The sequence below is a fragment of the Streptomyces alanosinicus genome, from assembly GCF_014650595.1.
GTDB lineage: Bacteria > Actinomycetota > Actinomycetes > Streptomycetales > Streptomycetaceae > Streptomyces > Streptomyces alanosinicus.
On the sequence record NZ_BMVG01000059.1, the window covers coordinates 1 to 22484 of the forward strand.

Genomic DNA, 22484 nt, shown 5'->3' on the forward strand with positions numbered 1-22484 from the left:
CGAGTACACCGTGATCACACCCGGGGCGCCGACCCGCGGCGCACGCCGCATCGTGACCGGTGAACAGTCCCAGGAGGACTACTACACCGCCGACCACTACAAGACCTTCAATCTCATAGACCGCACCTGCTGACCCCCACCAGCAGCGCTGACTGACGGACCGTCCGAGCGGCGGCCGGGCTGCACCCGCACCCCGGCCGCCGTCATCATCCGCCTCTGCGCTCGACGCAGGTCAGTCCGCTGCATGCGGAGCGCGACCCAGGAGCGTGAGGCTCCGGCGACGCTCGGGCGAGGCGACAACGCACTGAGCCTGTTCCAACCCCAGGTTGCAGTGACTGAGGGCTGTGAACGGGTCTACCTCCGAGCGGTCGTGAGGTAGCACCGGCGCCCAGCCCCCACCTGGGTCGTCACCGACGACACCGGGACTTTCCTCGACTTCGTCTCTCAGACGTTCGGGGGTGAAGAGCTGGCGCGAGTGCCCACCGAGGATGGTTTGATCGGTCACGGCGAGATTCGAGTCGGCGATACCGTCGTGCTGGCCTTCGGCCGGCACACGAACTGGCCCTCCATGCCAAGCCTGCTGCGCGTGTTCGTCACCGACGCTGACCAAGCCTTTTCACAAGCCCTCGCAGCTGGCAGCCATGTCGTCACGTCTTTGGCCTACGACGCCTTCGGACAGCGCGGAGGCCGTATCAAGGACCCGTTCGGCAACATCTGGTGGGTGATCAGCCGCGTCGAGGACGTCTCTGAAGAGGAGATGTGGAAGCGGCTGCAGGACCCCGTGTTCGCCGAAGTCATGCGTGTGGCTCAGGAGACACTCGACACCGAACTCAGCGGTCGAGACCACGGACGCAGCAGTGCTCCTGTCAGGACAACCAACTGATCAGTGCCCAACGTGACCGAAACGACCGTCGGCTCCCCGCAGATCGGCAGGCCCTGCCGGTCCTGGCCCACCTGCGGTGCGGACACACATACGCCCAGCTCTCAGCCGGGTTCGGGGCGGGATCGCCACCTTCTCCCGCTACATCACCGAAGCGGTCGAGGTCCTGGCCGCCGTCGAACAAGAAGCACGGCATGAACGTACAAGTCCTCGCCGATCCATTCGGACGGCTGCTGTGGGCCTCCGCCGCTCTGCCCGGCTCGGTCCACGACATCAAAGCCGCCCACACCCACGGCGTCATCGCGGCACTGGCCGAGGCGGGCTGCGCTGCTGGGCCGACAAGGGGTACCAGGGCGCTGGCGGCACCGTGCGCGCCCCCTACCGTGGCCGCTGGGAGAAGCTCTCCGCAGGCCAGAAGGCCTTCAACGGGCGGGTTGTCCGGGTTTGACGACGTGGTCGCCGGGACGTACGCCGATGCGCTCCGTGTCTACATCAAGCCGTCTGTCAGAACGCGATCGAGCGCTGCCCGGCCAGCGGGTCCCCATGTCGGCTTGCCGCCAGGAAGGCCCCGGTCTCCGTTCTGGCCCATGAGCATAAGGAACAGACTTTTCATAGCAGCCAGCCCGCGGGCGCGCCGGATCGTCGCCTCGTCCGCATGCGCGTACACGTCGAAGAACCGTGAGGCGGTGCCCGAAGGAAGGAGCACCCACGCTGCCGCGAGGTCCCACGCCGGATCGCCCGCGAACATGGCGTCGAAATCGATCACGCCCGAGAGCGTCCCGTCCGAGACGACGACATTCGCGGGATGGAGGTCACCGTGCAGCCATACCGGTGGGCCCTCCCACTCGGGGGCCGCTACGGCATCGTCCCAGACGGCCCGGATGTCGGCGGCGATGTTGCCAGGGTCAACAGCTTGCAAGAACTTCTCGAAGCCGTCCGTGCACTCCTTGGGGTGACCGCCGCGGTCCGAACTGGCTGGTGCCTCGGCGGGCGCGTCCACATGGAGCGCCCTGAGGAAACCCGCCAGAGTGTCGGCCGCGTGGTCACCGCGGCTGATCGAGGTGTGGTCCAGCGGCTCGCCGGGGACCCACGTCATCACGGTCCAGTGCTTGGGGAAGCGCGCAGACGGTTCACCGATCCGCACCGGGGTCGGCACCGGGAGCGGCAGCCGCGGGGCCAGGACGGGCAGCCAACGGCGCTCCTTGAGCTGGAGCTCCGGGGTGGGGGCCATGCGCTGCATGCGCACGGCCAACTCGTCCCCCAGCCGCCACATTTGGTTGCCCCAGCCGCCCGCCACCTCACGGATGGCGAGCCCTGCAAGGTCCGGATGCTGCTCCTGCAACAGCCCGCGGACCAGGTCTGCGGTGATCTCGATCTCGGAGTCGGCCATGCGGAGCCACAGTACTGGGGCAGGCGAAGCGGCTCTCGCCCTCCGGAAGATCCAGCCACTCAACCTAACCCGCTCCAAAAGATCAGCAGGCACCCTCCTCGGCCAGTGGCGGACACCTCGCCCAAGTGACAACCATCCCGCCCAACCACACTTCGGGTGGGGGATGTCGCGTTTCCGCCCGGCATGTCAGTCCCCGGTGCCACAGTGGGCGCAGCACACCCAGCATCCCTTTCCCGAGGAGCCGACCGTGGCCCAGAGCACCACCTTCCGTACCAGCACCAAGCAGGACACCCTCGCCGACCACGTTGTGGAGTTCCTCAGCCGGGTCTCCCGCGCACTCCGAAACTTGGCCGACTCGGCTGACCACGCAGCGAAGGCAGTGCGGAAAGCGGACGCGGCACGGCGAAGCTGAACCGGCACACCCAGGTAGGCCAGCAGACGTGTTCTCCGCACGAGCGGAAGTGCGCCGCCCATTGCCGCGGAAGTCCTCTGGGACTTTTCTGGGACTTTTCTGGGACTTCCGGCTTCATCAACCGGCACGAGCATGAAACAACTGAAAGACCATTCGCGCAGGTCAGCGACCAAAGACCCCCTCATCCGTGGCAGGTCACCGCGCTGGCTGCTGCGCCGGTGTGCGGACCGCACAGGACTGACGGACGCGTCGGCTGCTGTGCTGCCATCCGGCACAGCAGCCGGCCGCGGTCTTCGACCGGGCCCGCGCACGGCGGGCTGGCATCAGCCGTAAGCCGGTTCCCGGTGTCGCCGGTGACCGGGGTGAGGACGAAACGTGACAGCCCTCGCCAAGGGCCATCACGCGGCCCAGTCGTCGCCGATCAGGATCCCCCCGCCGCGGCACTGGTTCCCACAGTTGGGGCGGCGGGCGTTCAGGCCGTGCGCGCCGGCGACGGCGTCGTAGGCGATGGCCCGTTGCCGGGCCCCGTACGGCGAGGGAGTGCAGGTCGGCCACGAGGTGCGACACAAGCTGTCTTGAAGCAGCTACGCCCGTGGGTGTCAACGAGGACTACGGGCTGCCGGCGGCGGCACGGATCGCTCGTCGGTTTTGGCCCGCTCGGCCGCTGTCCCGACGGGCTTGCTGTCAACGCGTCCACGGCCAGACGGCGCCGAGGATCACCTGCAGCTGGCCGATCAGGCGCGGTGGGTCGAACTTGCCGGGATCGGTGAGGGCCAGGCGGCCGAAGTGCTCCGCGCAGGCGACGAGCGCATGGGCGAGGACTTGCGCGTCAAGTTGCCGATCGGGTGCCGCATCGCTGCGGTCGGCCAGGGCGCGCGAGATCCATGCTTCGACCCGCAGGCGGAACCGTTCCCTGTCCGCCTCGATGCGGTCGCGGACGATGGTGGGCATGTTGCCTGGGGGCAGCAGGATCAGCCGCCAGGTGTCCGGGTCCTGGTGGAGCATCGCGGACATCCGGCGCACGGTTTCTGCGGCGAACGCGGCCGGGTCGCGGGGGCCGTGCGGATCGTGCGGGCCGGGAATCGTCCGGAGCAGGCATTGGAAGGCGCGTGCCTGCTGCCGGTCGAGCAGGGCGGTCAGCAGGGCGTCGAGATTCTCGTAGGCGCCGTAGACCACCGATCTGGCGACCTCGGCCCGCTTCGCGATGGCGTCGATGGAGACCCGGTCGTAGCCGTCGTTCACGATCACCGCGAGGGCCGCGTCGAGCAGTTGCTCGCGACGCTGCTCGATCGGCACGCGCGGGGCGTAGGGGCGCCGCTTGCGCGGACTGTCTTGCGGAGAGAGGGACGCTGACACCTTGGCAGTTTACGGCACGCGTGTCTTAATTTAAGACAGCAGTGTCGTAATCGAGGGCGGCGTACGCCGCGGACGCACAAGGAGTGGCTCCATGGCGAAGCTGAAGCGCGGCGGGATCGAACCGCACGAGGACTACGGCTTCTTCGGTCCGGGCTCGGTGGTGTGGAAGGTCTGGGGCTATCCGACGGCGCCGACGGTGGGTTTCCAGCGGGCCGTGGTGGTGGAGGAACTCGACCCGCCGCTGGTGGCCGCCGTCCACGCGACCCAGGGCATCTACCGGCGCTCCCGCACCCGCTACGACCGGACCCTGAAGTACTTCGCGATGGTCGCCTTCGCCGGTTCACGACAGGTGTGCAAGGCCGCGGACATCCTCGTCAAAGTCCATTCCAAGGCGATAGGCCACCTGCCCTACGGCGGTGGGACCTACGACGCCAACGACCCCGCCTCGCAGCTGTGGATCCAGCTCACCGGCTGGCACTCGATCCTCTACGCGTACGAGAAGTACGGACCCGGGAAGCTCTCCCCGCAGGAGGAGAAGGAATACTGGGAGGCATGCGCGCTCGCCGCGGAACTGCAGACGTGCTCCCCCGACGACATCCCCCGCAGCCGTGAAGGCGTCCGGGCGTACTTCGAACGGATGCGCCCGAAACTGTCCGCCAGCCCGATCGCACGGCAGGCCATGAACCACCTGCTCAGGAGCGAACTCATCCTGCCGCCGACGCCGCGCTGGGCGAAGCCGGCGAGCCTGGCTGTCGCGAAGGCACAGCGGATCGCCACCATCGCCACCATGCCGCGCTGGATGCGCGAGATGGCCGGGATCCGCCAGTCACGCCTCCTCGACATACTCATCGTGCCCGTCATGAAGGCCGGCTTCGCGCTCGCCCGCATCAGCCCGAAGGTCGAACTGCGCCTGCTCGGAAGGATCTCGCCTTCCACGGTCGCGGTCGTTGCGCCCGTCAAGCTCGGCATTCCTCCCCGTAAGGAGGAAGTACTGACCCCCGCACAAGCCCGTGCCCGTCACGGCTACGCCAAACCCGCCGAAGCCCATCTCGAATTCCGGGCCCGGCAAGCCGCACGCGTCTTCGATGACGGTGAGGCCCCCAGTGAACAGGGGCTCGACGAGTCCCAGGAGATCCTGGGACCGCTCGCATAACCAGGACCGGTCTCGCTCTACGGGGAGGAGACGATGTCGTTCATAGTCGGCGACGATTTCAATGAGCAGGCCAGGCGGGCGCCGACGATGCCGTAGTCGTGTTCCCCGCCAGCAGCACGCAGGGGGTCTGCGCGGGTCCGGCTCGGCGTGCGTCGAGGTCTGCGGGGCCAGGCAGTCGTGGTGCCCTGCCTGGCGGGTCAGTCCTCCAGGCGCCAGTGCTGGTTCGCACCGCCCGTGCAACTCCACAGCTGGACTTTCGTCCCGTTCGCGGTCCCCTGGCCGTTGGCGTCCAGGCAGAGATCCGACTGCACTGCTGTGATCGTGCCCTCGGGATTGACCTTCCATTGCTGGTCCGCCTGCCCGCTGCAGTCCCAGATCGCCGCCGGGGTGCCGGCGCCGGCGGGCCGGCCGACGCCCAGGCACTTGTTGCCGTAGACGACCAGCTGCTTCGCGGCGGTGTAGGTCCACCGTTGGTTGGAGCCACCGTTGCAGTCCCACAACTGCGCCTGCGTGCCGTTGGCCGTCGTGGAGTTGTCGATGTCGAGGCAACGACCCGACTGCTGACCGACGATCTCCTGGTTGCCGGAAGACGGCGGCGGTGGCGGCGGATTCGAGCCGAACCGGGTGAAGAACTGCCACACCGCTGCCGACGTCCAGGTGCGCCAGCCGTCACCGGTCGATCCGTCGATCGGACCGGGGTCGTGCCCCGCTCCGTCGAACGCGGCCCACACCACGGGGTATCCGGACTTGCATCCTGAGTAGGTGGTGCTGATGTGCGTCAGGCTTCCGTACGCCGGCTCGGGCGGGTTCTGCGGGGTGCACCCGTTCGCCCGGACGAAAGTGTCGCGCAGTTCCCGTCCTGACGAGATGGGCAGCACGTTGTCCCTGATGCCGTGCAAACCCATGTAGGCGATGGGCCGGTTGCCGCCGTTGCACCCGCTGAGGTTCGCGCCGGAGTACACCGCAACCGCGCGGAAGACCGTCGCCCGGGAGCAGGCGAGGGCGTACGACATCGCACCGCCGTAGCTGAAGCCGGCGGAGAACACCTGGGTGGTGTCGACGCACAGACCTGCTTCGATCTGGCTGACCATGGCGTCGACGAAGGCCACGTCCTGGCCGCCGGAATTGGCCCAGCCGTTGCCGATGCCCTGCGGAGCCACGAAGATCGTACCGTTGTTCGCATGGTCCGCCAGGCGTCGGAGGCCGTAGTAGGACCAGTTGTATCCGTCCGTTCCGCCCGAGTCGACATCGCCTGCCGTGCCACCCCGCCAGTGGAAGCCGAAGATCAGCCGGTAGGGGTGGTTGCTGTCGTATCCGGCGGGGACGCGCAGTATGTAACTCCGCGTCTGGCCGCCGCTCTGAATCGTGTGTGTACCACTTGTCAGTGTTGGGGCCTTGCCACAGCCGGCGGTCGCCCCGGCGGTGCCGGTGGTGGCCGACACGGGTGCGCCGAGGCCGCTGCTGAACGAGGTGCCCGCAGCTGACAGGACGAGAAGTATCGCGGCCGCGATGGAGATGAAGAGCGGTTTGCGTATCATGCACTCCTCCTTCCCTGGTTGGGGGACGGGGACGGAGCGTCGGTCGCCAGGGGGTCACACGCCGGTGATCGTCCACTCGTTGTTGGTGCTGGAGTTCGGCGTCCACATCACCGTCGTCGAGCCCACCGCGGTGCTGCCGCTGCCGTCGAGCGCGGTGCCGGTGCCCCGGTTGACGATCTGGTAGCGGTTGGCGCCGAGGCTGTTCAGCGACCACTGCTGGTTGGTGCCGCCGTTCCAGGCCGCCTGCCGGGCGGGGGCGCCGTTGGCGGAGTCGCCCCAGCTGTCGACGGCCATGCCGTTGGCGCGGTTCATGATGCGGCAGTAACCGTTGCCGAGGTCGATCAGCTGCCATTGCAGGTTGGCGCTGCCGTCGTAGTTCCACTGCTTGAGGTTGGAGCCGGATGCGACGTTGCCTCCGCTGTCGAGCACCAGTCCGCTGGTCACGTTGGCGATCTTCACCCAGGTCGTGGAGCCGCCCGGTGCGCCCAGGACGGGAATCTCACCGGAGAAGGTCAGTTTGACCGTGTACGCCAGGGCGCTGAACGGCGGGTTCGGCGAGGGCATGGCCAGGTGCAGGCCGGCGGCGTCCTGGGTCGGTGCGGGCAGGTCGACGTAGGTGCCGGCGGCGTTGTCGAGCAGTCGGGCGCGGGTCAGGCTGCTGAGGTTGATCTGGTTCGAGTTCAGCGTGGTGATCGTCATGGTGCCGCCCTGCCAGCCCAGCGCTGTGGCGTAGAGGACCTTGTTGTCCTGGCTTCGGGTGAACCGGATGTCCTGCGGTTTGCCGGCCACCGGTCCGCTGAACGCGCCTCCCCCCATCTTGGTGGGGCCCTCCCCGTAACTCGTCCAGGAGCGGGTGCCGTAGACCGCCTCTCCGAAGCGGCCGAGCCAGTCGCCCATGCCGAGCAGGATGGACTGCTGCCCGGAGGGGATGGTGCCGTCGGCCATCGGGGCGATGTTCAGCAGCATGGTGCCGCCCTTGCTGACCCGGTCGATCAGCGAGTGGAGCAGTGCCTGGGTGGAGTAGTAGCCGATGCCCACCGTGTAGCACCAGCTGGAGGAGGAGATGCTGTCGTCGGTCAGCCAGTAGGGGGTGAGCAGTCCTGCCGGGCCGCCGCGCTCGAAGTCGAAGACCTCGCCCTTGTTGTCGAACCCGTCCTTGTAGGTCGCGACGACGTCCTTGTTCCAGGAGACGGCCCGGTTGTAATAGTACGCGAGGAACTGAAGCCGGTCCGATTCCTGCACCAGGCCGAGGTCGAAGTCCTGCCAGATCAGGTCGGGTTGGTACCCGTCGACGACCTCGACCAGCTTGTCGTACCAGAGCTGGTTCTCGGCGGCCGGGCCCTGCTGGCCGAACAGGACGCGCAGGGTCGGGTCCGACTGGTTCGGCACATGGTCGTAGTAGCCGTTGAAGTGGTAGGCGTGGTGGAGGGAAGCCATGAACTTCAGCCCCTGCCCGCGGACGGCCTGCGCGTGCAGCCCCACGAGGTCGAGCATAGGGCCGTGCCGAACCGAGTTCCACGGGTTGGAGCGGCTGTTCCACATGGAGAAGCCGTCGTGGTGCTCGGCGACCGGGCCGGCGAACCTCGCGCCCGCGGCCTTGAACAGCCGCGCCCAGGCGTTCGGGTCCCAGTCGCCGCCCCGGGAGGCGAGCTTCGGGGCGAACTGCACGTGGTTGCCGGCCTTGTCGCGGGCTCCGTCGATGAAGTTGTTGTACGGCCATACCGAGGGGTCGCCGTAGGTGGCGATGTGGTGCTGGTTCTCGGCCGAGCCGTTGATGTACATGTTGCGCGGATACCACTCGTTGCCGAACGCGGGGACGCTGAAGACGCCCCAGTGGTAGTAGATGCCGAACTTGGCGTCCTGGAACCAGGCCGGGGCGGGAGGGTGCTGGTCCACGGAGGGCCAGCTCGCGGTGTAGCTCGCGGGGCCGTCGGTCGCGGCGGCCTCGGGTGCGAAGCGCAGCATGCCGAAGGCCGTGGCCGCGCCGGCCGCCGCCAGCAGCCGGCGCCGGCTGATCGGGAGGGGGGAGGAAGTCATGCGGATCCTCTCAACGTCATCGACAGGGTGGGTGGCTCGGCCGTCACCGGATCAGTTGAGCGTCCACTTCTGGTTGCTGCCGCCGTTGCAGGTCCACAGCTCGGCCAGGGCTCCGTCAGCCGTGGCCCCTCCCGTGACGTCCAGGCACAGGCCGGACTGGACGCCGGCGATCGTGCCGTTGGAGTTGAGCGACCACTGCTGGTTGGCCTGGCCGTTGCACGGCCAGATCTCCACCTTCGTCCCCGGGGCGGTCTGGTTGTCGTAGGCGTCCAGGCACATCTGGCCGCTGCCGGAGTAGACGGTGAGCTGGTCGGATGCGGTATGTGTCCAGGTCTGGTTCGCGCCGCCGTTGCAGCTCCAGATCTCCACCTGGGTACCCGCCGTCGTGGTGGAGTTCGGTACGTCCAGGCACTTGCCCGCACCGACCGCGTGCAGCTCACCGGTCGCGCCGGTGCCGCCGCTGGTGCCGCCCGCGACCCGGTACATCACCGTGCCGTGCGCCGGTACCGAGGCGCTGATCGTGCCGGAGGTGGTCGAGGACGCGCCCGACCACAGGTCCGTCAGGGTGTAGGCGGACGCCCCGGTCTTCCCGATCGCGGCCGCGGTGGTGGTGATGGTCGCCGTCGAGTCCGTCTCGTTGAACAGCGCCACCGACACGTCCCCGCCGGCCAGCGGCTTGGCCAGCACGTCCAGGCCGCCCGAGGACGAGACCATGGTCCCCTGCTTGCCGAGGGTGTCCTGGTCGACCGCGATCACCCGGGAGTTGGTCAGCGTGGACAAGGTGTCCTCACTGGCCGAGGCTATGTTGGTGCCCGCGATCAGCGGCGCGGCCATCTCCGCCCACAGACTGAACTCGCTGCGGCTCTCGGTCGCCGTCAGCGAGCCGTTGCCGACCTCCAGCATGTCCGGGTCGTTCCAGTGGCCGGGGCCCGCGTAGGAGGCCAGTCCCACGTTGCTGTGGAAGATCGACAGCATGCTGGAGTACGTGGGGGTGATGTCCCCGGTGGTGCGCCAGCTGTTGCCCACGCCCGCGCCCCAGGTCCACACGTTCTCCTGGCCCCAGTTGCACAGGCTGAACAGGATCGGCCGGCCGGTGGCCGCCAGGGCGTCCCGCATCGCGGTGTACCGGGTCCGCGCCGGTGCACCGGTGTTGTTGCAGTTGTCGTACTTCAGGTAGTCCACGCCCCACGACGCGAACGACTGCGCGTCCGTGGTCTCGTGCCCCAGGCTGCCCGGGTATCCCGCGCAGGTCTCGGTGCCCGCGTCCTCGTAGATCCCGAGCTTCAGCCCCAGCGAGTGCACGTAGTCCGCGGTTCCCTTGATGCCATCGGGGAACTTGGCCGGGTCCGGCACCAGGTGTCCGCCGGAGTCACGGCTGTGGGTCATCCAGCAGTCGTCGATGTTGACGTACGAGTACCCCGCCGCCTGCATGCCGTTGGTGTGCATCGCCTGCGCGGTGGACTTGATCAGCGACTCGGAGACGTCGCAGCCGTACGCGTTCCAGTCGTTGAAGCCCATCTGCGGAGTCAGCGCGAGCCCGTTGCCGAGCGCCGCGGCGGGCTGCGCCGTGCCGAGGGAGAGGAGAGGGACGGCCACCATGAGCAGCAGGGCCGAGAACGCGAGCGCCAGGGTTCTGCGCAGCGACAGCAGCGGGGGCAGCGGCCGAAGGCGCCTTACTGTCACAGTGGCGGTGTGCATAAGTCATCGACTCCTGCGGTGAGTTGGAAAGCTGACGGAGCTCAGCGTTGGTCGGCGGCGGTGACGTCGGCCTGGGCCGCGTCGTCGGTCGCGCCGGAGGGGGAGCCGGCGACGATGGCTCCCTCGTAGCAGGTACCGGAGCTCAGGTCGGTGCCGCCCCCGGGCCTGGAGCGGTCGCCGTCGCCCAGGACGATGGCTTCCTGCGGGGCTCCGAACGGCGTCGAGCGCTTCCGTCGGCGTGGCCGAGAGCACGCACAGGGAGCACTCAGACATCCCATGTCACATAGTGATCCCATAGAGCCCAACTCCCTGTCAATAGAGGTGACTTGGCGATTGAGAGACCAATACGTCCCATGTCCGGCCTCTGCTGAGACTGCAATGACGGCATGTCGAAACCCGCGTCCGGATACGGCCGCCGTACCGGGCGCGGGTGTTCGTTCCCTGGGCGCGACTACGTCACCTGAGGGTCCAGTGCTGGTTGGCGCCCCCGTTGGAGTCCCAGACCTGGACGGGGCTCCCGTTGGCGCCCTGCCCACTCACGACTTCCAGCGCCCGGCCGGAAGCGACGTTGGTCAGCGTGTACGAACCGTCGCCGTTCCGGCTCGCCCGCCAGTGCTGGTTCGCACGGCCGTTGGCGTCCCAGATCTCCATCCGCGTGCCGTTGCCCGTCTGACCGCCCGGCTCGTCCAGGGTCCGCCCGCTGCCGACATTTGTCAGCGTGTAGGAACCATCGCTGTTCCGGCTCGCCCGCCACTGCTGGTTCGCACCGCCGTTGGCGTCCCAGACCTGCAGGGACGTACCGTTCGCCGTCTGCCCGCCCGGCACGTCCAACACCCGCCCCGCGGCGACGTCGGTCAGCGAGTACACCGTTCCCGGGACGATGCCACCCGAGTTCCCCGTACCACCGCCCAGGGCGGACAGGACGGCGTCGTAGGCGGGCTTCTTGTTCCCGCCCGTATCGAACAGCAGCGGGTTCTCCCCTGTCCGCCACGAGTCGCTGTCCCTGATCCCCCACACCGTCATGCCGGTGCAGCGGGCGACGTTCATGCACGCCTTGACAGTGTTCGCGTACGCCGTGGGCGACGCCTGCGCGATGTCCAGCTCGGTGATCTGTACGTCGACGCCGAGCGAGGCGAAGTTCGACAACGTGGTCTGGAACCCGGCGGGCGGTCCGCCGGTGCCGAAGTGGGACTGGAAGCCGACGCAGTCGATGGGCACTCCGCGCGCCTTGAAGTCCCGCACCATGGTGTAGACACCCTGGGTCTTGGCGTCCGACCAGTTCTCGATGTTGTAGTCGTTGTAGCAGAGCTTGGCCGCCGGGTCGGCCGCCCGTGCGGTGCGGAAGGCCTGCTCGATGAAGCCGTTGCCCAGCACGTTCTGGAAGACCGAACTACGGTGCTGGCCGCTGCCGCCGTCGGCGAAGGCTTCGTTGACCACGTCCCAGGCGTAGATCCTGCCCTTGAAGTGGTTCATCTCGGTGGTGATGTGGTTGTCCATCACGCTGCGCAGCGTGTTCGCGTCGGTGATGGAGCTGACCCAGCCGGGCAGTTGGGAGTGCCAGACCAGCGTGTGGCCGCGCATCCGCTGGCCGTGCGCGGTGGCGTGGTTGACGATCTGGTCGGCCGGGCCGAAGTTGAAGTTGCCGCGGGAGGGTTCGGTGGTGTCCCACTTCATCTCGTTCTCCGGGGTGATCATGTTGAATTCCCGGTCGAGAATCGTGGAGTACGTCGAGTCGCCGAGCTTTCCGGCGGCCACGGCCGTGCCGAAATAGCGGCCGCTGCCGGCTGCCGCCGCGCCCAGCGTGCTGGAAGCCGCATGGGCGGCGGGGGCCGCCGTCCCGGCCACGGCCAGTACCGCGGCGGCTGTCAAACCGGTGGCCGAGGCCAGGACCTTGCCCAGTCGGGGCCACTCGTTGAACCAGGACATGATGGATCAATCTCCTCGCGTGTGGGGGGGACGCCGATCACGAGACAGGCATCTTGTGGAGTCGGTCCACGAGGCTCAGGAAACCGGCAGAGCGGTCCACTGCTGGTTGGCACCGCCGTTACAGTCCCAAAGGATCAGTTGCGTACCGTCGGTGGCGGACGCACCGGGGTCGTCGAGGCAGCGGCCGGAGACCGGGTTGCGGTAACCGCCGTTGTACGCCTGCCACTGCTGGTTGGCGCCGCCGTTGCAGTCCCAGATCTCGATCTTGGTGCCGTTGGCGGTACCACCGCCCGTGGCGTCGAGGCACTTCCCGAGCGCCCGCACGGTGCCGTCCGAGCGCGCGGACCACCACTGCGCGTCGGCGCCGTCGCACGACCAGATCTGCGCGGCGGTCCCGTTGGCGCTGTTGCCGCCGTTGACGTCCAGGCACTTCCCCGCGACCCCGGAGTGCACCGGCCCGCCCGCGGAGACCGGCGGCTTGATCCAGCCTGCCGCGTCCGCGGCCTGGACTCCGGCGTTGAAGGCGTCCGCCATCTTGGTGTAGCCGTTGTCGTTGGGGTGCAAGGGGTCCGACAGGTCCGCGGTGGTGAGAGCGCTCATGTCCACCAGGCGCACATGCTTGCCGGCCGCCTGCTCGGCCTGGACGATGCCGGGCAGCTTGGCGTTGAACGCGGGGCGGGTGGCCTCCTCGGTGCCGCTGGTGGAGACGATCACGGTGCCGACGAGGACGGTCGCGTCAGGGGCGCCGGCAGTGATCCGGTCGATGAGCGCATGGAGCCGTTCGGCGGCGGGCTCAGCCTGAGAGCCGCCGTTCAGATCATTGGTGCCGATCTCCAGGGTGATCACGTTGGGCCGGTACCGGGCCAGCACGGAGTCCGCGATGCCGGCTATCTCGCCGATATGCCAGCCGGAGTGGCCTTCGTTGTCCGGGTCGGACATCGTGCCGTTGCGGCCCGACCCCACGAAGTCCAGGGCATGCCCCTCGGCCGCCAACCGGTTCCACAGGAAGCCCCGGTAGCCGTCCCCGGACGGGCTGCCGACGCCCCAGGTGATCGAGTCGCCCAACGGCATCAGCCGCAAGGGGGCGGGCGCGGCGGCGCGCACGGCGGGCGCCGGCACCCCGGTGCCGGCGGCAGCGGCGGCGGGCAGTGCGGCGCCCATGCCGAGCGCGGCCGTCAGCGCCGCGGCCAGAGGTACCGAGTACTTCTTCATGTGCATTCCTCACGAGTGGGGGAAAGTAGCGGGGTGAACAAGCTGCCGCTCCGGAAGGCGTACGAGCCGTCGGACTGCTGTAGCGCAGCCACAGGCTGTTGGCCGCTCCGCCCAGGGCCTGCTGCACGATGTCGGGGGGCGGCGGCCGTGGAGCTGCCCGACACGGCGACCACCGGAGTTCTGCGCCTGCACTGCCCGTAACCACCTGCGGGCGGCACGAAGGGGAACTGCTGGCCCGCCGTCCTGGCTGCCGCCCGGGGCGTGGACGCCCCAGCCCCAGCCGATGTCGATCCCGTCGTAGGGCAGGTGGTCGTTCCGGCCGCCGTCGGCGGAGCCGGAGGTCAGTGGCTTGGACAGCCGGTGCGTGCCACCGGCGAGATGGACGACGACGTTCACGTCGGCCGAGAGCCGGTGCGCGGGCTGCCGCGCCTGGTCGATGGTGGCGAACGGCTGCCCGGGGCGGCCCACAGGCCACGGAGCGCTCTGGCTCTGGACATGCTCATCCTCCGGTGCCGGCAGGTGTGGTCCCGTGGTGTCGAGGCCTGGTGGCGAGCGGTTCGTGACCGGCGGTGAGCCGGCCGCGAACCGGAGCCGTTCAGGTCAGTTGAGGCTCCATCGCTGGTTGGATCCGCCGTTGCACGGCCACAGTTCCGCCAGGGCGCCGTTGGCCGTGGAGGCGCCGGTGACGTCGAGGCAGAGTCCGGACTGGGTGCCGGTGAGGGTGCCGTCGGAGTTGAGCTGCCATTGCTGGTTGGCGCCGCCATTGCACGGCCAGGTCTCCACCTTGGTGCCGGCGGACGTCTGGTTGTCGTACGCGTCCAGGCACATGTGGCTGCTGCCGCTGTAGACGGTCAGCTGGTTGGACGACGTGCGGGTCCAGGTCTGGTTGGCGCCGCCGCCGCAGTCCCAGATCTGCAGCTGTGTGCCGGCCGCGGTGGACGAGTTCGGCACGTCCAGGCACTTGCCCGCGCCCACCGCGTGCAGCGCGCCGGTGCTCGTCCCGCCTCCGGAAGACGAATTGCTGTATCCGGCCGCGGTGATGTTGGCCTGGACGGCGTTCTCGGTCGCGTCCGACGGGTAGCCGGAGGTCATCACCCCTTCGTAGAAGGTGCCTTGGGCGCCCTTGCTGTTGTCGCCGCCGGTGCCCAGGATGATGGCCCCCTGTTTGCGCATCGGGTTGTAGCCCGACACGTTGGGACGGGGCCCGTCGTAGAAGGTGGACAGCCCGCCGGACTGCGCGTTGCCGCCACGGATCGCCCAGTGGTTCGCCCCGCCCTTGATGATGGCGGTCGTGTACCGGTGGTCGATGGACGGATCGCCCGCGTTGTAGTGCTGGTTGACTCCGGAGAACAGCCCGTTCTCCAGGTCGGCCATGATCCACGGGCCGTTGCCCGAACCATAGCCCCAGACCCTGATGTTGCCGAAGTAGATGGCCTCCATGGTGCCGTTGCCGTCGTCGTTGCTGTTCGTCTCGGCGTTGCCGTAGTCGAAGCAGCAACCGCCGTTGTAGTGCGTGCCGTCGAAGATCGCGTACATGCCCTCGGGGCTGTCCCCGGTGGCGATGCCATTGGTGTGGTTGTTCCGGTAACCGGTGCCGGGCGCCACGAAGACGCCGTAAGCCTTGTGACCGCCCACCGTGGTGGGCGCGGCGGTCGCGTTCGCGAGGTTGTCGGGCCCGCCCGCGGCGCCGCCCGCGGGCGCCTGGGTGAGGTTGTTGCCACGGCCGGACTGGTCGTAGACGATCGTTATCAGGCACGTCGTCCCCGAGCAGAACGAGTCCTGGGCGGCGGCGTCGGCATACCCGCCCGCGCTCAGGACGCCGATGTCCCGGGTGGTGTTGTCCGAGCCGCGCCGGACCTGGTAAAGCGGCCCGTCGTACGAGGCGTACAGCGCCCGCGTCGTGCTGTGCGCCGCCACACAGGGCGTACCGCCCGCCGCGTAGATGTCGCACGGCCCGGAGGTGGCGGCCCGAGCTGTGCCGGCCGTGGCCGTGGCGCCGATCAGAGCTCCGGCGACGAGTGCGACCGCGGCCCCCACCCGGGCGACCACGGTCCGCCGAGAGCGCCGAGAGCGGAGCGAGCTTGCCGGCGGGGCGACGTATGCCTGATCCGGCACGCTTTCCGGCCTGCCACGACGTCGTACCGACCCGAGTAACAGCCGGACGCCACCGCGGCCGGACAGCAGTTGGCGTCTTGCACGTACGGTGCCCATCTGATCTCCCCACCGTGCCGGCGCGACCCGTTCGGGTTTGGTGTGGTGGCGTCGGCAAATCCGGAAGCGCTTGAATGTGCTGTCTTTGCAGCGAGATTGCAGAGAGGTTTCGGGGGGAGACGGTGCCCCCGATTTCACAGCACTGTCAAGGGTGTGGGAGCCCCTGTCACGAACCTTGTCGCGGAATCGATTCGACGGCTGGATTGCAGCGGTTCCGGGGCGGCCGACGCGTCCGCGCACGCCCCGCGTCGTGGCCGGCAGGTGGTGGCGTGTCCGCGGGCCGGTAGGGCCCGCGGGTATGACCGCCGACCGGTCCCGGATCACCCGAATGACCTGCCATACTGCCGGTGAGCAGGCACGCAGCCAACAAACCCGGATGCCGGGCGACCGGTTCCGAGTGCACTGGCCGAAGCAGCGGGGCGTCGTCCTGGCGTCGGCACCCGGCTTCGCCTCGCGGCACGCCATTGACCCCGCGCTCCGCCAGTCTTAACCTCCTGCGTCGAAGCGCTTGCGTAGAATCGGTTCGCACAACGTCTTGCGTCCTGTATCTTCTTGAGGCTCGGACGCCTGTGCGGCACCGTGGGGGCAAGGCGCTCCTCCAGCACCGCTTGAGCCCGACTGTGGCCGACCCACCGGCATCTCGCTCTATCGCGCAAGTGCCCGTGCGTACTGTCGACCGGCATTTCCACGACGGCGGGTACACGGACACAGATCCGGGACTGCACCGGCGCAGCGGACCAGACCTGGTCCGCGCCTGATCAGCTGACGGCGTTCACCGTCGGCCACAGCACCGGCTGAGTCGAGCGGTCGCACGAACCCCTTCGGTGGCGAGACCCAAGCGGCCCGCAAATCTCGGCCGAAGCTCCACCCCCACATACCTTCCCGCCCCCCTCGCGAACCGATTCGCGCCAGGTACCCTGGCGCCCTGCGGGTACGTGCTTGAGGAGCTGTATGAACATCGGGGAGATCGCTCGGCGCGCCGGCGTGTCACGCAGCACGGTGTCGTACGCGCTCAGCGGCAAGCGACCGGTCGCGACCAGCACCCGCAGGCGCATCCAAGACGTGATCAACGAACTGGGATATCGCCCCAACGCGACCGCGAGGGCACTCAAGGAGGGCCGGACCCGGACGATCGGCCTCGTCATACCACCGGCCGGCGACAGGCTCACCCACATGCAACTGGACTTCGTCGCCAGCGTGGTCGACGCCGCCGCCCGGGTCGATCTCGACGTGCTGCTGTCCCCGTCCGGCGGGGGTCACGACCGTTCCTTCGAGCGGTTGGTCTCCGGGAGCCGGGTGGACGGCGTCATTCTGATGGAGATCCGCGTGCAAGACCCTCGTGTGGGTCGTCTGCAGGCCGCGGGGCTGCCCTTCGTCGGCATCGGGCACACGGCCGGCGACCACCAGATGTCCTGGATCGACGTCGACTACACCGGCTTGGTCCAGCACTGCGTGCGGCATCTCGCCGATCTGGGGCACCGCCGGGTGGCTCTGGTCACCCGTTCCAGGGAACTCGTCTCGGCCGGTTACGGTCCCGCACGCAGGGCCAGTGAGGGTTTCGAGGCGGCTGTGGCGGAACGGGGTCTTGACGGCATCGAAGTGCCGTGCGGGGACGATGCCCGCTCCGGCCAGGAATGTGTCGAAGCGCTCCTGCGCAGCCACCCGGACCTCACCGCCGTCACCACCATCAATGAGGCCGCGCTGCCCGGCATCGAGCGGGCGCTGGCGGACAGCGGCCTCGAAGTGCCGTACGACTTCTCCGTCACCGGAGTGGCGGCCAGGACCTGGGCCGAGGACTTCCGTCCGCCGCTCACGGCTGCGGACGTACCGGCCCTGGACATGGGTGAGAAGGCCGTTTCCCTGCTGGTGGAACGCATCGCCGCGCCTGACACCCCGCCTCGGCACATCCTGTTGACCCCACCGATCTCGCTGCGCTCCAGTACGGCCGCCGCACCCACCGGCCGGCCGTCGCGGGTCAATCGCGCGACGCGCTGAACCGGGCGAACCCGCACCGCCGGCTCTCCCGCCGGTACTCCTCCGGTGTCCTGCCGAGGCGTGCCGGCGTGGCCTGGGCCGCCTCGCCGGGCCGGCCGTCACGAACCGCCCGGTAGATCGCCGTATGCTCCTCGACCGCCGGCTTGGTGCCCTCGCCGAGCGTGCCGTGGATTCCGATCGCGCTCGACTGCCGCTGCAGTCGTCGCGCATCCCGTACGGCGGTGACGAGGAAGGTGTTGCGCGGCCCGCACCAGCCACCGTCCTTGTGGGACAACGGCTTCGTGCCGAAGTCCGGCTCGTCGAGGACCGTGGGGCCCACCGAGAACGCGGCCAGGCCCACCCTTTCAGTTGATCACCTATGGCACCCCGCCATCAGGAGCTGGAGCGGATGACCAGGCGGGTGGGCAGGATCAGCGGCGTGGGTTCCTGTCCGTTGATGAGCGCGACGAGCATGCGCGCCATCTCCCGTCCGAAGGCATTTATGGGCTGGTGGACGGTGGTGAGCGGCGGATCGGCGACCTGGGCGACAACCAGGTCGTCGAATCCGACCACCGCGACGTCGTCGGGGACCAGTCGGCCGGCCTCACGCAAGGTGCGCAGCGCTCCGGCCCCCATGTTGTCGTTGGCGGCGAACACGCCGTCCACTTCGGGGTGTTCGGCCAGCGATGCGGCCATGGCGGCGGCTCCACCGGACTCGGTGAAGTCCCCCTCCTGCGGCGGGTACGGATCCAGGCCGGCCGCCAGCACGGCGTCCCGGTAGCCGCGGTACCGGGCGCGCCCGACCTCCGTGTCCAGACGCCCGCAGATCGCCGCCACGCGGGTCCGGCCGCGCGAGAGCAGGTGCTCGGTGGCCTCGCGCGCTCCGCCGACGTTGTCGACGTCCACATACCACCGGGGAGCCGAACCGACCGGGCGGCCACCGAAGACGACGGGCATCTCCGCCTCCTCGGCCATACGGGCCAGCGGATCGTCCTCGCGCAGCGCCATCAGCATGACGCCGTCGGCGCCTTTGGACCGAAGGAGCTCCTCCACCCGCTTGCGGCCCCGGTCGGAGGCCGCCAGGCACAGCATCAGATGCAGATCGGCCTCCTCCAGGGCGGCCGACGCCCCCACGATCACCTGGGCGAAGAACGGATCCGCGTAGATCGATGGCTCCTCCCCCGCGACGACCAGGGCGGCCGCCCCGGTCTGGCGGGTGGCCAGTGCGCGGGCGGTCGGATTGCGTACATATCCGAGCTGCCGGACGGCCCGTTCGACCGCCTCGCGTTTGGCGCGGCTGACGTGCGGGGCGTTGTTGAGGACGCGGGAGGCCACCGAGCGGGAGACACCGGCAAGTTCGGCCACCTCGTCGAGCGTCGGCTGCCGACGTGGCGCACCTCCTGCCATGAACCGTGAGCCCCTCTCTCTCGGCCGGACTGGCTGGCTGGCTGGCTGGTCTTGGTACCGCTTCCAACTTCTACACCGTAGAGCCTCTTTTTCGCCATGCAGAGAGAGCATCGCACAACTCCCTTGACAGCTTGAACGGCTCGTCACACGATACCGGCCACATCCCGAACCCCTCCAAGCGTTGGGAGCGCTTCCAAATGGGAGCGCTCCCATAGAATCCACCGCACTTCCTCAGCGCGCCGCACCCGGACGAGAGCCGGCGGCGCACCCCTGCCAGGAAACCGAGGTACAGCAATGCGCCGCAGACTCCGCGCCCTCCTGGCGTCGTTCTTCGCCCTGCCGCTGACGATCGCCGTCGCGCCGTCCGCCCACGCCGCCGACCCGACCACCATGACGAGTGGGTTCTACGTGGACCCCGACTCCACGGTGAAGCGGTGGGTCGCCGGCAGCCCCGGCGACGGCCGCGCGCCCGCGATCAACGCCTCCATCGCCAACACCCCGATGGCCCACTGGTTCGGCTCCTGGAGCGGCACCATCGGTACCGCCACGGGCGCCTACGCCGGCACGGCGGCCTCCCAGCACAAGCTGCCCCTCCTCGTCGCGTACAACATCTACAACCGCGACTACTGCGGTGGACACTCCGCCGGCGGAGCCGCCTCGCCGTCCGCCTACGCGAGCTGGATCGCCCAGTTCGCCGGCGGGATCGCCGACCGCCCGGCCGTCGTCCTCCTCGAACCGGACTCCCTCGCGGACTACGGCTGCATGACCCAGGCTCAGATATCCGAACGCGAAGGCATGATCACCGGCGCCCTCACGCAGTTCAACCGCCAGACGCCCAACACCTGGGTCTACCTGGACGCCGGCAACCCGGGCTGGGCGAGCCCCGCGACCATGGCCCAGCGCCTCCACGAAGCCGGCCTCCGCCAGGCGCACGGCTTCTCGCTCAACATCTCGAACTACTTCACCACGGCCGAGAACATCGCCTACGGCAACGCCGTCAACAGCGCACTGGGCGCCCGCTACGGCTACACCAAGCCGTTCGTCGTGGACACCAGCCGCAACGGCAACGGCTCCAACGGCCAGTGGTGCAACCCCTCAGGCCGCCGCATCGGCACCCCCACCCAGACGGGCGGAGGCGCCGAGATGCTCCTGTGGATCAAGACCCCGGGCGAGTCCGACGGCAACTGCGGCATCGGGTCCGGCTCCTCGGCGGGACAGTTCCTCCCGGAGGCCGCGTACAAGATGATCTACGGTTACTGATTCGGACCCCGTGACCGACCTGGCGCGTTCCTGCCCCGCCACCGGGCCACGGGCACCGTCCGCCACAGCCCCGCCGGGTCCACCGCTCGCCGTCTTCCGCACAGGCGGCCCACGGACCGCCCCGGGGCAGACCTCCCCTCGTCCATCCACCGCCCAGGAGCAGCCATGAAACGACGCAGCCTACGGCGCCGCGCGGCCGCCGTCACCGCGGCGCTCACCGTCTGCGCCGCCCTCACCGCGACGCAGGCTCAGGCCACGCCCACGCCCAGGCAGGACGTGATCACCCCGTCCACGAGGTTCTATGTGGACCCGCACGGCAAGGCGGCGAAGCAGGCCCTCGTCGACCTCGGCAACGGGGACATCGAGGACGCCGCGAACATGGCCAGACTCGCGAGCTGGCCGCAGGCCGAATGGTTCACCGAAGGCACTCCCGACGAGGTCCGCGTCAAGGTGCACAGGCTCGTCCGCCGGGCCCGGGCCGTCGCCCGGACCCCCGTCCTGGTCGCTTACGACATCCCCGGCCGGGACTGTTCGCAGTACTCCAGCGGCGGCGCCCCATCCTCCGCGGCCTACCGCCAGTGGATCGACGCCTTCGCCGCAGGCATCGGCGACGACAAGGCGGTGATCGTCGTCGAACCCGACGGCCTGGCCAACCTCCCCAGGGACTGCGGGCCCACCACCGACCCGACCGGCGCACTCACCACCGCCCGCATCGCCGACCTGCAATACGCCGTGAAGACCCTGAAGGCCCGCCCCCGCACCGCGGTCTACCTCGACGCCGGCAACGTCCAGTGGCGAGCCGTCGGCGACATCGCCCAGCGACTGCAGGACGCCGGGGTCCAGTACGGCGACGGCTTCTCCCTGAACGTCTCCAACAACCACCCCACCGACCACAACGCCCGATACGGCACCTGGATCGCCAAGTGCCTCTGGTACGCCACCGAAGGCCCCGAGCAGGCACGCGGCCACACCGACTGGTGCGCCAGCCAGTACTACTCGTCCGCCGCCCCCAACGACGGCGCCCCCGGCGACGCCGTCTCCCCCACCGACCCCGCCACCTGGCGGTGGACCGACGCCTGGTTCAACCAGAACGTGGGCATCCCGCCGGCCGACGAGCTGCGTCACTTCGTGATCGACACCAGCCGCAACGGTCGGGGTGCCTGGACCCCGCCGCCGGGCAAGTACAGCGGGGACCCGGAAGTCTGGTGCAACGCACCCGGCCGCGGTCTCGGCCCACGCCCCACCGCCGACACCGGCGTCCCACTCGTCGACGCCTACCTGTGGATAAAGACCCCCGGTGAATCCGACGGCAGCTGCACCCGCAACACCGGCGGCACGATCGACCCCGAGTACGGCATCGTCGACCCGCCCGCCGGCGCCTGGTGGCCCGACCAGGCCCACGCACTGGCCCGCAACGCGGTCCCGCGCCTGACGTTGCCTTGACCCCTGATCCTGAAGACGGGTTAGGGCCCGAGCCCTGCTCGTCCATGTCACTGCGGTCCGCTCTGATCCTCACTGCGGTCCGCTCTGATCCGCCACCAGTCCCAGACAACCATCGTGAAGCTCGCCGGTAAGGCCCGCGGGGGCGGGGCGGAATGCGTGGCCGCAGCCGACATGGCGGTCGCCGCCGTCGAGACCGCTGGGCTCGGTCGGATCGAAGCGCTCATGGGCGCCCCCGGCGGAGGCGGAACGCAGTACCTCCGGAACCGCGTGGGTCGCAACCGCGCACTGGAGGTGTTCCCGCCGACTTGTTCGACGCCGAGACCGCAGCGTCCTACGGCTGGATCAACCGAGCCCCGCCGGCCGACGGGCTCGACGAGTACGTCGACCGCATCGCCCGTAACATCGCCGCGCTGCCCGGCGGCGTTATCGAAGCGACCAAGCGCTCGCTGCCCACCGATGACTTCAAGGAAGGACTCCTCCGTGAGAACGATGCTTGGGCTCAGCACCTGATCAACGGGGGCTGCAGGGCGGGGCACAAACACCGGTCGGCGAACGCGACCTTGAAGGACTGACGCGCAGCGTCGCAC

At 69.1% G+C, this 22484-nt stretch carries 15 protein-coding genes and 5 pseudogenes; 9 read left to right on the plus strand and 11 right to left on the minus strand.

What is annotated here, in order from left to right; translation table 11 throughout:
- The 3 genes and pseudogenes from IE277_RS43305 to IE277_RS43315 form a co-directional block, all read left to right on the plus strand.
- On the plus strand, positions 1–133 hold a 133-nt coding region (locus IE277_RS43305; RefSeq protein WP_308433479.1), incomplete at its 5' end, for a ribonuclease domain-containing protein.
- A 267-nt stretch (positions 134–400) separates the two neighbouring features.
- Positions 401–883: pseudogene (locus IE277_RS43310) on the plus strand (VOC family protein); the annotation flags it as partial.
- A gap of 8 nt (positions 884–891) precedes the next feature.
- Positions 892–1307 (plus strand): annotated as a pseudogene (locus tag IE277_RS43315) (helix-turn-helix domain-containing protein); the annotation flags it as partial.
- 60 nt (positions 1308–1367) lie between these two features.
- On the opposite strand, the gene IE277_RS43320 reads toward IE277_RS43315, so the two are convergent.
- A complete protein-coding gene (locus tag IE277_RS43320; RefSeq protein WP_189959214.1) occupies positions 1368–2270 on the minus strand; it encodes an aminoglycoside phosphotransferase family protein in 903 nt (300 codons plus the stop codon).
- A 1096-nt stretch (positions 2271–3366) separates the two neighbouring features.
- On the minus strand, positions 3367–4038 hold the full coding sequence (locus tag IE277_RS43325; RefSeq protein WP_189959215.1) for a TetR/AcrR family transcriptional regulator: 672 nt from the start codon (positions 4036–4038) through the stop codon (positions 3367–3369).
- Between the two features lie 91 nt (positions 4039–4129).
- On the opposite strand from IE277_RS43325, the gene IE277_RS43330 reads away from it, so the two are divergent.
- Entirely contained in the window at positions 4130–5191 is a 1062-nt protein-coding gene (locus IE277_RS43330; protein WP_189959216.1) for an oxygenase MpaB family protein, read from the plus strand.
- Positions 5192–5388: 197 nt separating this feature from the next.
- On the opposite strand, the gene IE277_RS43335 is transcribed toward IE277_RS43330, so the two are convergent.
- The 7 genes and pseudogenes from IE277_RS43335 to IE277_RS43365 form a co-directional block, all read right to left on the minus strand.
- Positions 5389–6729 carry an RICIN domain-containing protein gene (locus IE277_RS43335; RefSeq protein ID WP_189959217.1) on the minus strand — a complete coding sequence of 447 codons (1341 nt, stop codon included), beginning with the start codon at positions 6727–6729 and terminating at the stop codon, positions 5389–5391.
- Between the two features lie 54 nt (positions 6730–6783).
- Positions 6784–8766: an alpha-L-fucosidase gene (locus tag IE277_RS43340; protein WP_189959218.1), complete on the minus strand. Its 1983-nt coding sequence runs from the start codon at positions 8764–8766 to the stop codon at positions 6784–6786.
- A 51-nt stretch (positions 8767–8817) separates the two neighbouring features.
- On the minus strand, positions 8818–10365 hold the full coding sequence (locus tag IE277_RS43345; RefSeq protein ID WP_308433480.1) for a glycoside hydrolase family 27 protein: 1548 nt from the start codon (positions 10363–10365) through the stop codon (positions 8818–8820).
- Between the two features lie 140 nt (positions 10366–10505).
- Positions 10506–10742, minus strand: coding sequence for an arabinofuranosidase catalytic domain-containing protein (locus IE277_RS43350; RefSeq protein ID WP_229882465.1), 237 nt, complete (start codon positions 10740–10742; stop codon positions 10506–10508).
- Positions 10743–10923: 181 nt separating this feature from the next.
- A pseudogene (locus IE277_RS43355) lies at positions 10924–12390 on the minus strand (glycoside hydrolase family 10 protein); the annotation flags it as partial.
- Between the two features lie 75 nt (positions 12391–12465).
- Complete coding sequence (locus IE277_RS43360) at positions 12466–13602, minus strand: SGNH/GDSL hydrolase family protein (protein ID WP_189959222.1); 1137 nt, start codon at positions 13600–13602, stop codon at positions 12466–12468.
- A gap of 600 nt (positions 13603–14202) precedes the next feature.
- A complete protein-coding gene (locus IE277_RS43365) occupies positions 14203–15813 on the minus strand; it encodes an arabinofuranosidase catalytic domain-containing protein (protein ID WP_229882466.1) in 1611 nt (536 codons plus the stop codon).
- Positions 15814–16764: 951 nt separating this feature from the next.
- Between IE277_RS43365 and IE277_RS43370 the strand changes: the two genes are divergently transcribed.
- Positions 16765–17808: a LacI family DNA-binding transcriptional regulator gene (locus IE277_RS43370; RefSeq protein WP_189959224.1), complete on the plus strand. Its 1044-nt coding sequence runs from the start codon at positions 16765–16767 to the stop codon at positions 17806–17808.
- Here IE277_RS43370 and IE277_RS43375 read toward each other — a convergent pair.
- Together IE277_RS43375 and IE277_RS43380 are read right to left on the minus strand one after the other, a co-directional pair.
- Positions 17789–18046, minus strand: a pseudogene (locus tag IE277_RS43375) (GntR family transcriptional regulator); the annotation flags it as partial. The gene IE277_RS43370 and the pseudogene IE277_RS43375 overlap by 20 nt on opposite strands.
- Before the next feature lie 134 nt (positions 18047–18180).
- The gene (locus IE277_RS43380) at positions 18181–19194 is read right to left on the minus strand and encodes a LacI family DNA-binding transcriptional regulator (RefSeq protein ID WP_189959225.1); all 1014 of its coding nucleotides are present in this window, start codon (positions 19192–19194) and stop codon (positions 18181–18183) included.
- Positions 19195–19488: 294 nt separating this feature from the next.
- Here IE277_RS43380 and IE277_RS43385 point away from each other — a divergent pair, with 294 nt between their 5' ends.
- The 4 genes and pseudogenes from IE277_RS43385 (at position 19489) to IE277_RS48425 (ending at position 22469) form a co-directional block, all read left to right on the plus strand.
- Complete coding sequence (locus tag IE277_RS43385; protein WP_189959226.1) at positions 19489–20454, plus strand: glycoside hydrolase family 6 protein; 966 nt, start codon at positions 19489–19491, stop codon at positions 20452–20454.
- Between the two features lie 165 nt (positions 20455–20619).
- Positions 20620–21897 carry a glycoside hydrolase family 6 protein gene (locus IE277_RS43390; RefSeq protein ID WP_189959227.1) on the plus strand — a complete coding sequence of 426 codons (1278 nt, stop codon included), beginning with the start codon at positions 20620–20622 and terminating at the stop codon, positions 21895–21897.
- Between the two features lie 114 nt (positions 21898–22011).
- Positions 22012–22131 (plus strand): annotated as a pseudogene (locus tag IE277_RS48420) (enoyl-CoA hydratase/isomerase family protein); the annotation flags it as partial.
- 71 nt (positions 22132–22202) lie between these two features.
- Positions 22203–22469 carry a Clp protease/crotonase-like domain-containing protein gene (locus IE277_RS48425; protein ID WP_229882470.1) on the plus strand — a complete coding sequence of 89 codons (267 nt, stop codon included), beginning with the start codon at positions 22203–22205 and terminating at the stop codon, positions 22467–22469.
- Positions 22470–22484: the final 15 nt, after the last annotated feature.

Excerpts from the sequence above, each read along its gene's own strand:
- IE277_RS43360 (WP_189959222.1), bottom strand. The coding sequence starts at position 13,602 with ATGAAGAAGTACTCGGTACCTCTGGCCGCGGCGCTGACGGCCGCGCTC.
- IE277_RS43370 (WP_189959224.1), top strand. The coding sequence starts at position 16,765 with ATGAACATCGGGGAGATCGCTCGGCGCGCCGGCGTGTCACGCAGCACG.
- IE277_RS43390 (WP_189959227.1), top strand. The coding sequence starts at position 20,620 with ATGAAACGACGCAGCCTACGGCGCCGCGCGGCCGCCGTCACCGCGGCG.
- IE277_RS43320 (WP_189959214.1), bottom strand. The coding sequence starts at position 2,270 with ATGGCCGACTCCGAGATCGAGATCACCGCAGACCTGGTCCGCGGGCTG.
- IE277_RS43340 (WP_189959218.1), bottom strand. The coding sequence starts at position 8,766 with ATGACTTCCTCCCCCCTCCCGATCAGCCGGCGCCGGCTGCTGGCGGCG.
- IE277_RS43385 (WP_189959226.1), top strand. The coding sequence starts at position 19,489 with ATGCGCCGCAGACTCCGCGCCCTCCTGGCGTCGTTCTTCGCCCTGCCG.
- IE277_RS43335 (WP_189959217.1), bottom strand. The coding sequence starts at position 6,729 with ATGATACGCAAACCGCTCTTCATCTCCATCGCGGCCGCGATACTTCTC.
- IE277_RS43350 (WP_229882465.1), bottom strand. The coding sequence starts at position 10,742 with ATGGGATGTCTGAGTGCTCCCTGTGCGTGCTCTCGGCCACGCCGACGG.
- IE277_RS43380 (WP_189959225.1), bottom strand. The coding sequence starts at position 19,194 with ATGGCAGGAGGTGCGCCACGTCGGCAGCCGACGCTCGACGAGGTGGCC.
- IE277_RS43365 (WP_229882466.1), bottom strand. The coding sequence starts at position 15,813 with ATGGGCACCGTACGTGCAAGACGCCAACTGCTGTCCGGCCGCGGTGGC.
- IE277_RS43345 (WP_308433480.1), bottom strand. The coding sequence starts at position 10,365 with ATGGTGGCCGTCCCTCTCCTCTCCCTCGGCACGGCGCAGCCCGCCGCG.
- IE277_RS43330 (WP_189959216.1), top strand. The coding sequence starts at position 4,130 with ATGGCGAAGCTGAAGCGCGGCGGGATCGAACCGCACGAGGACTACGGC.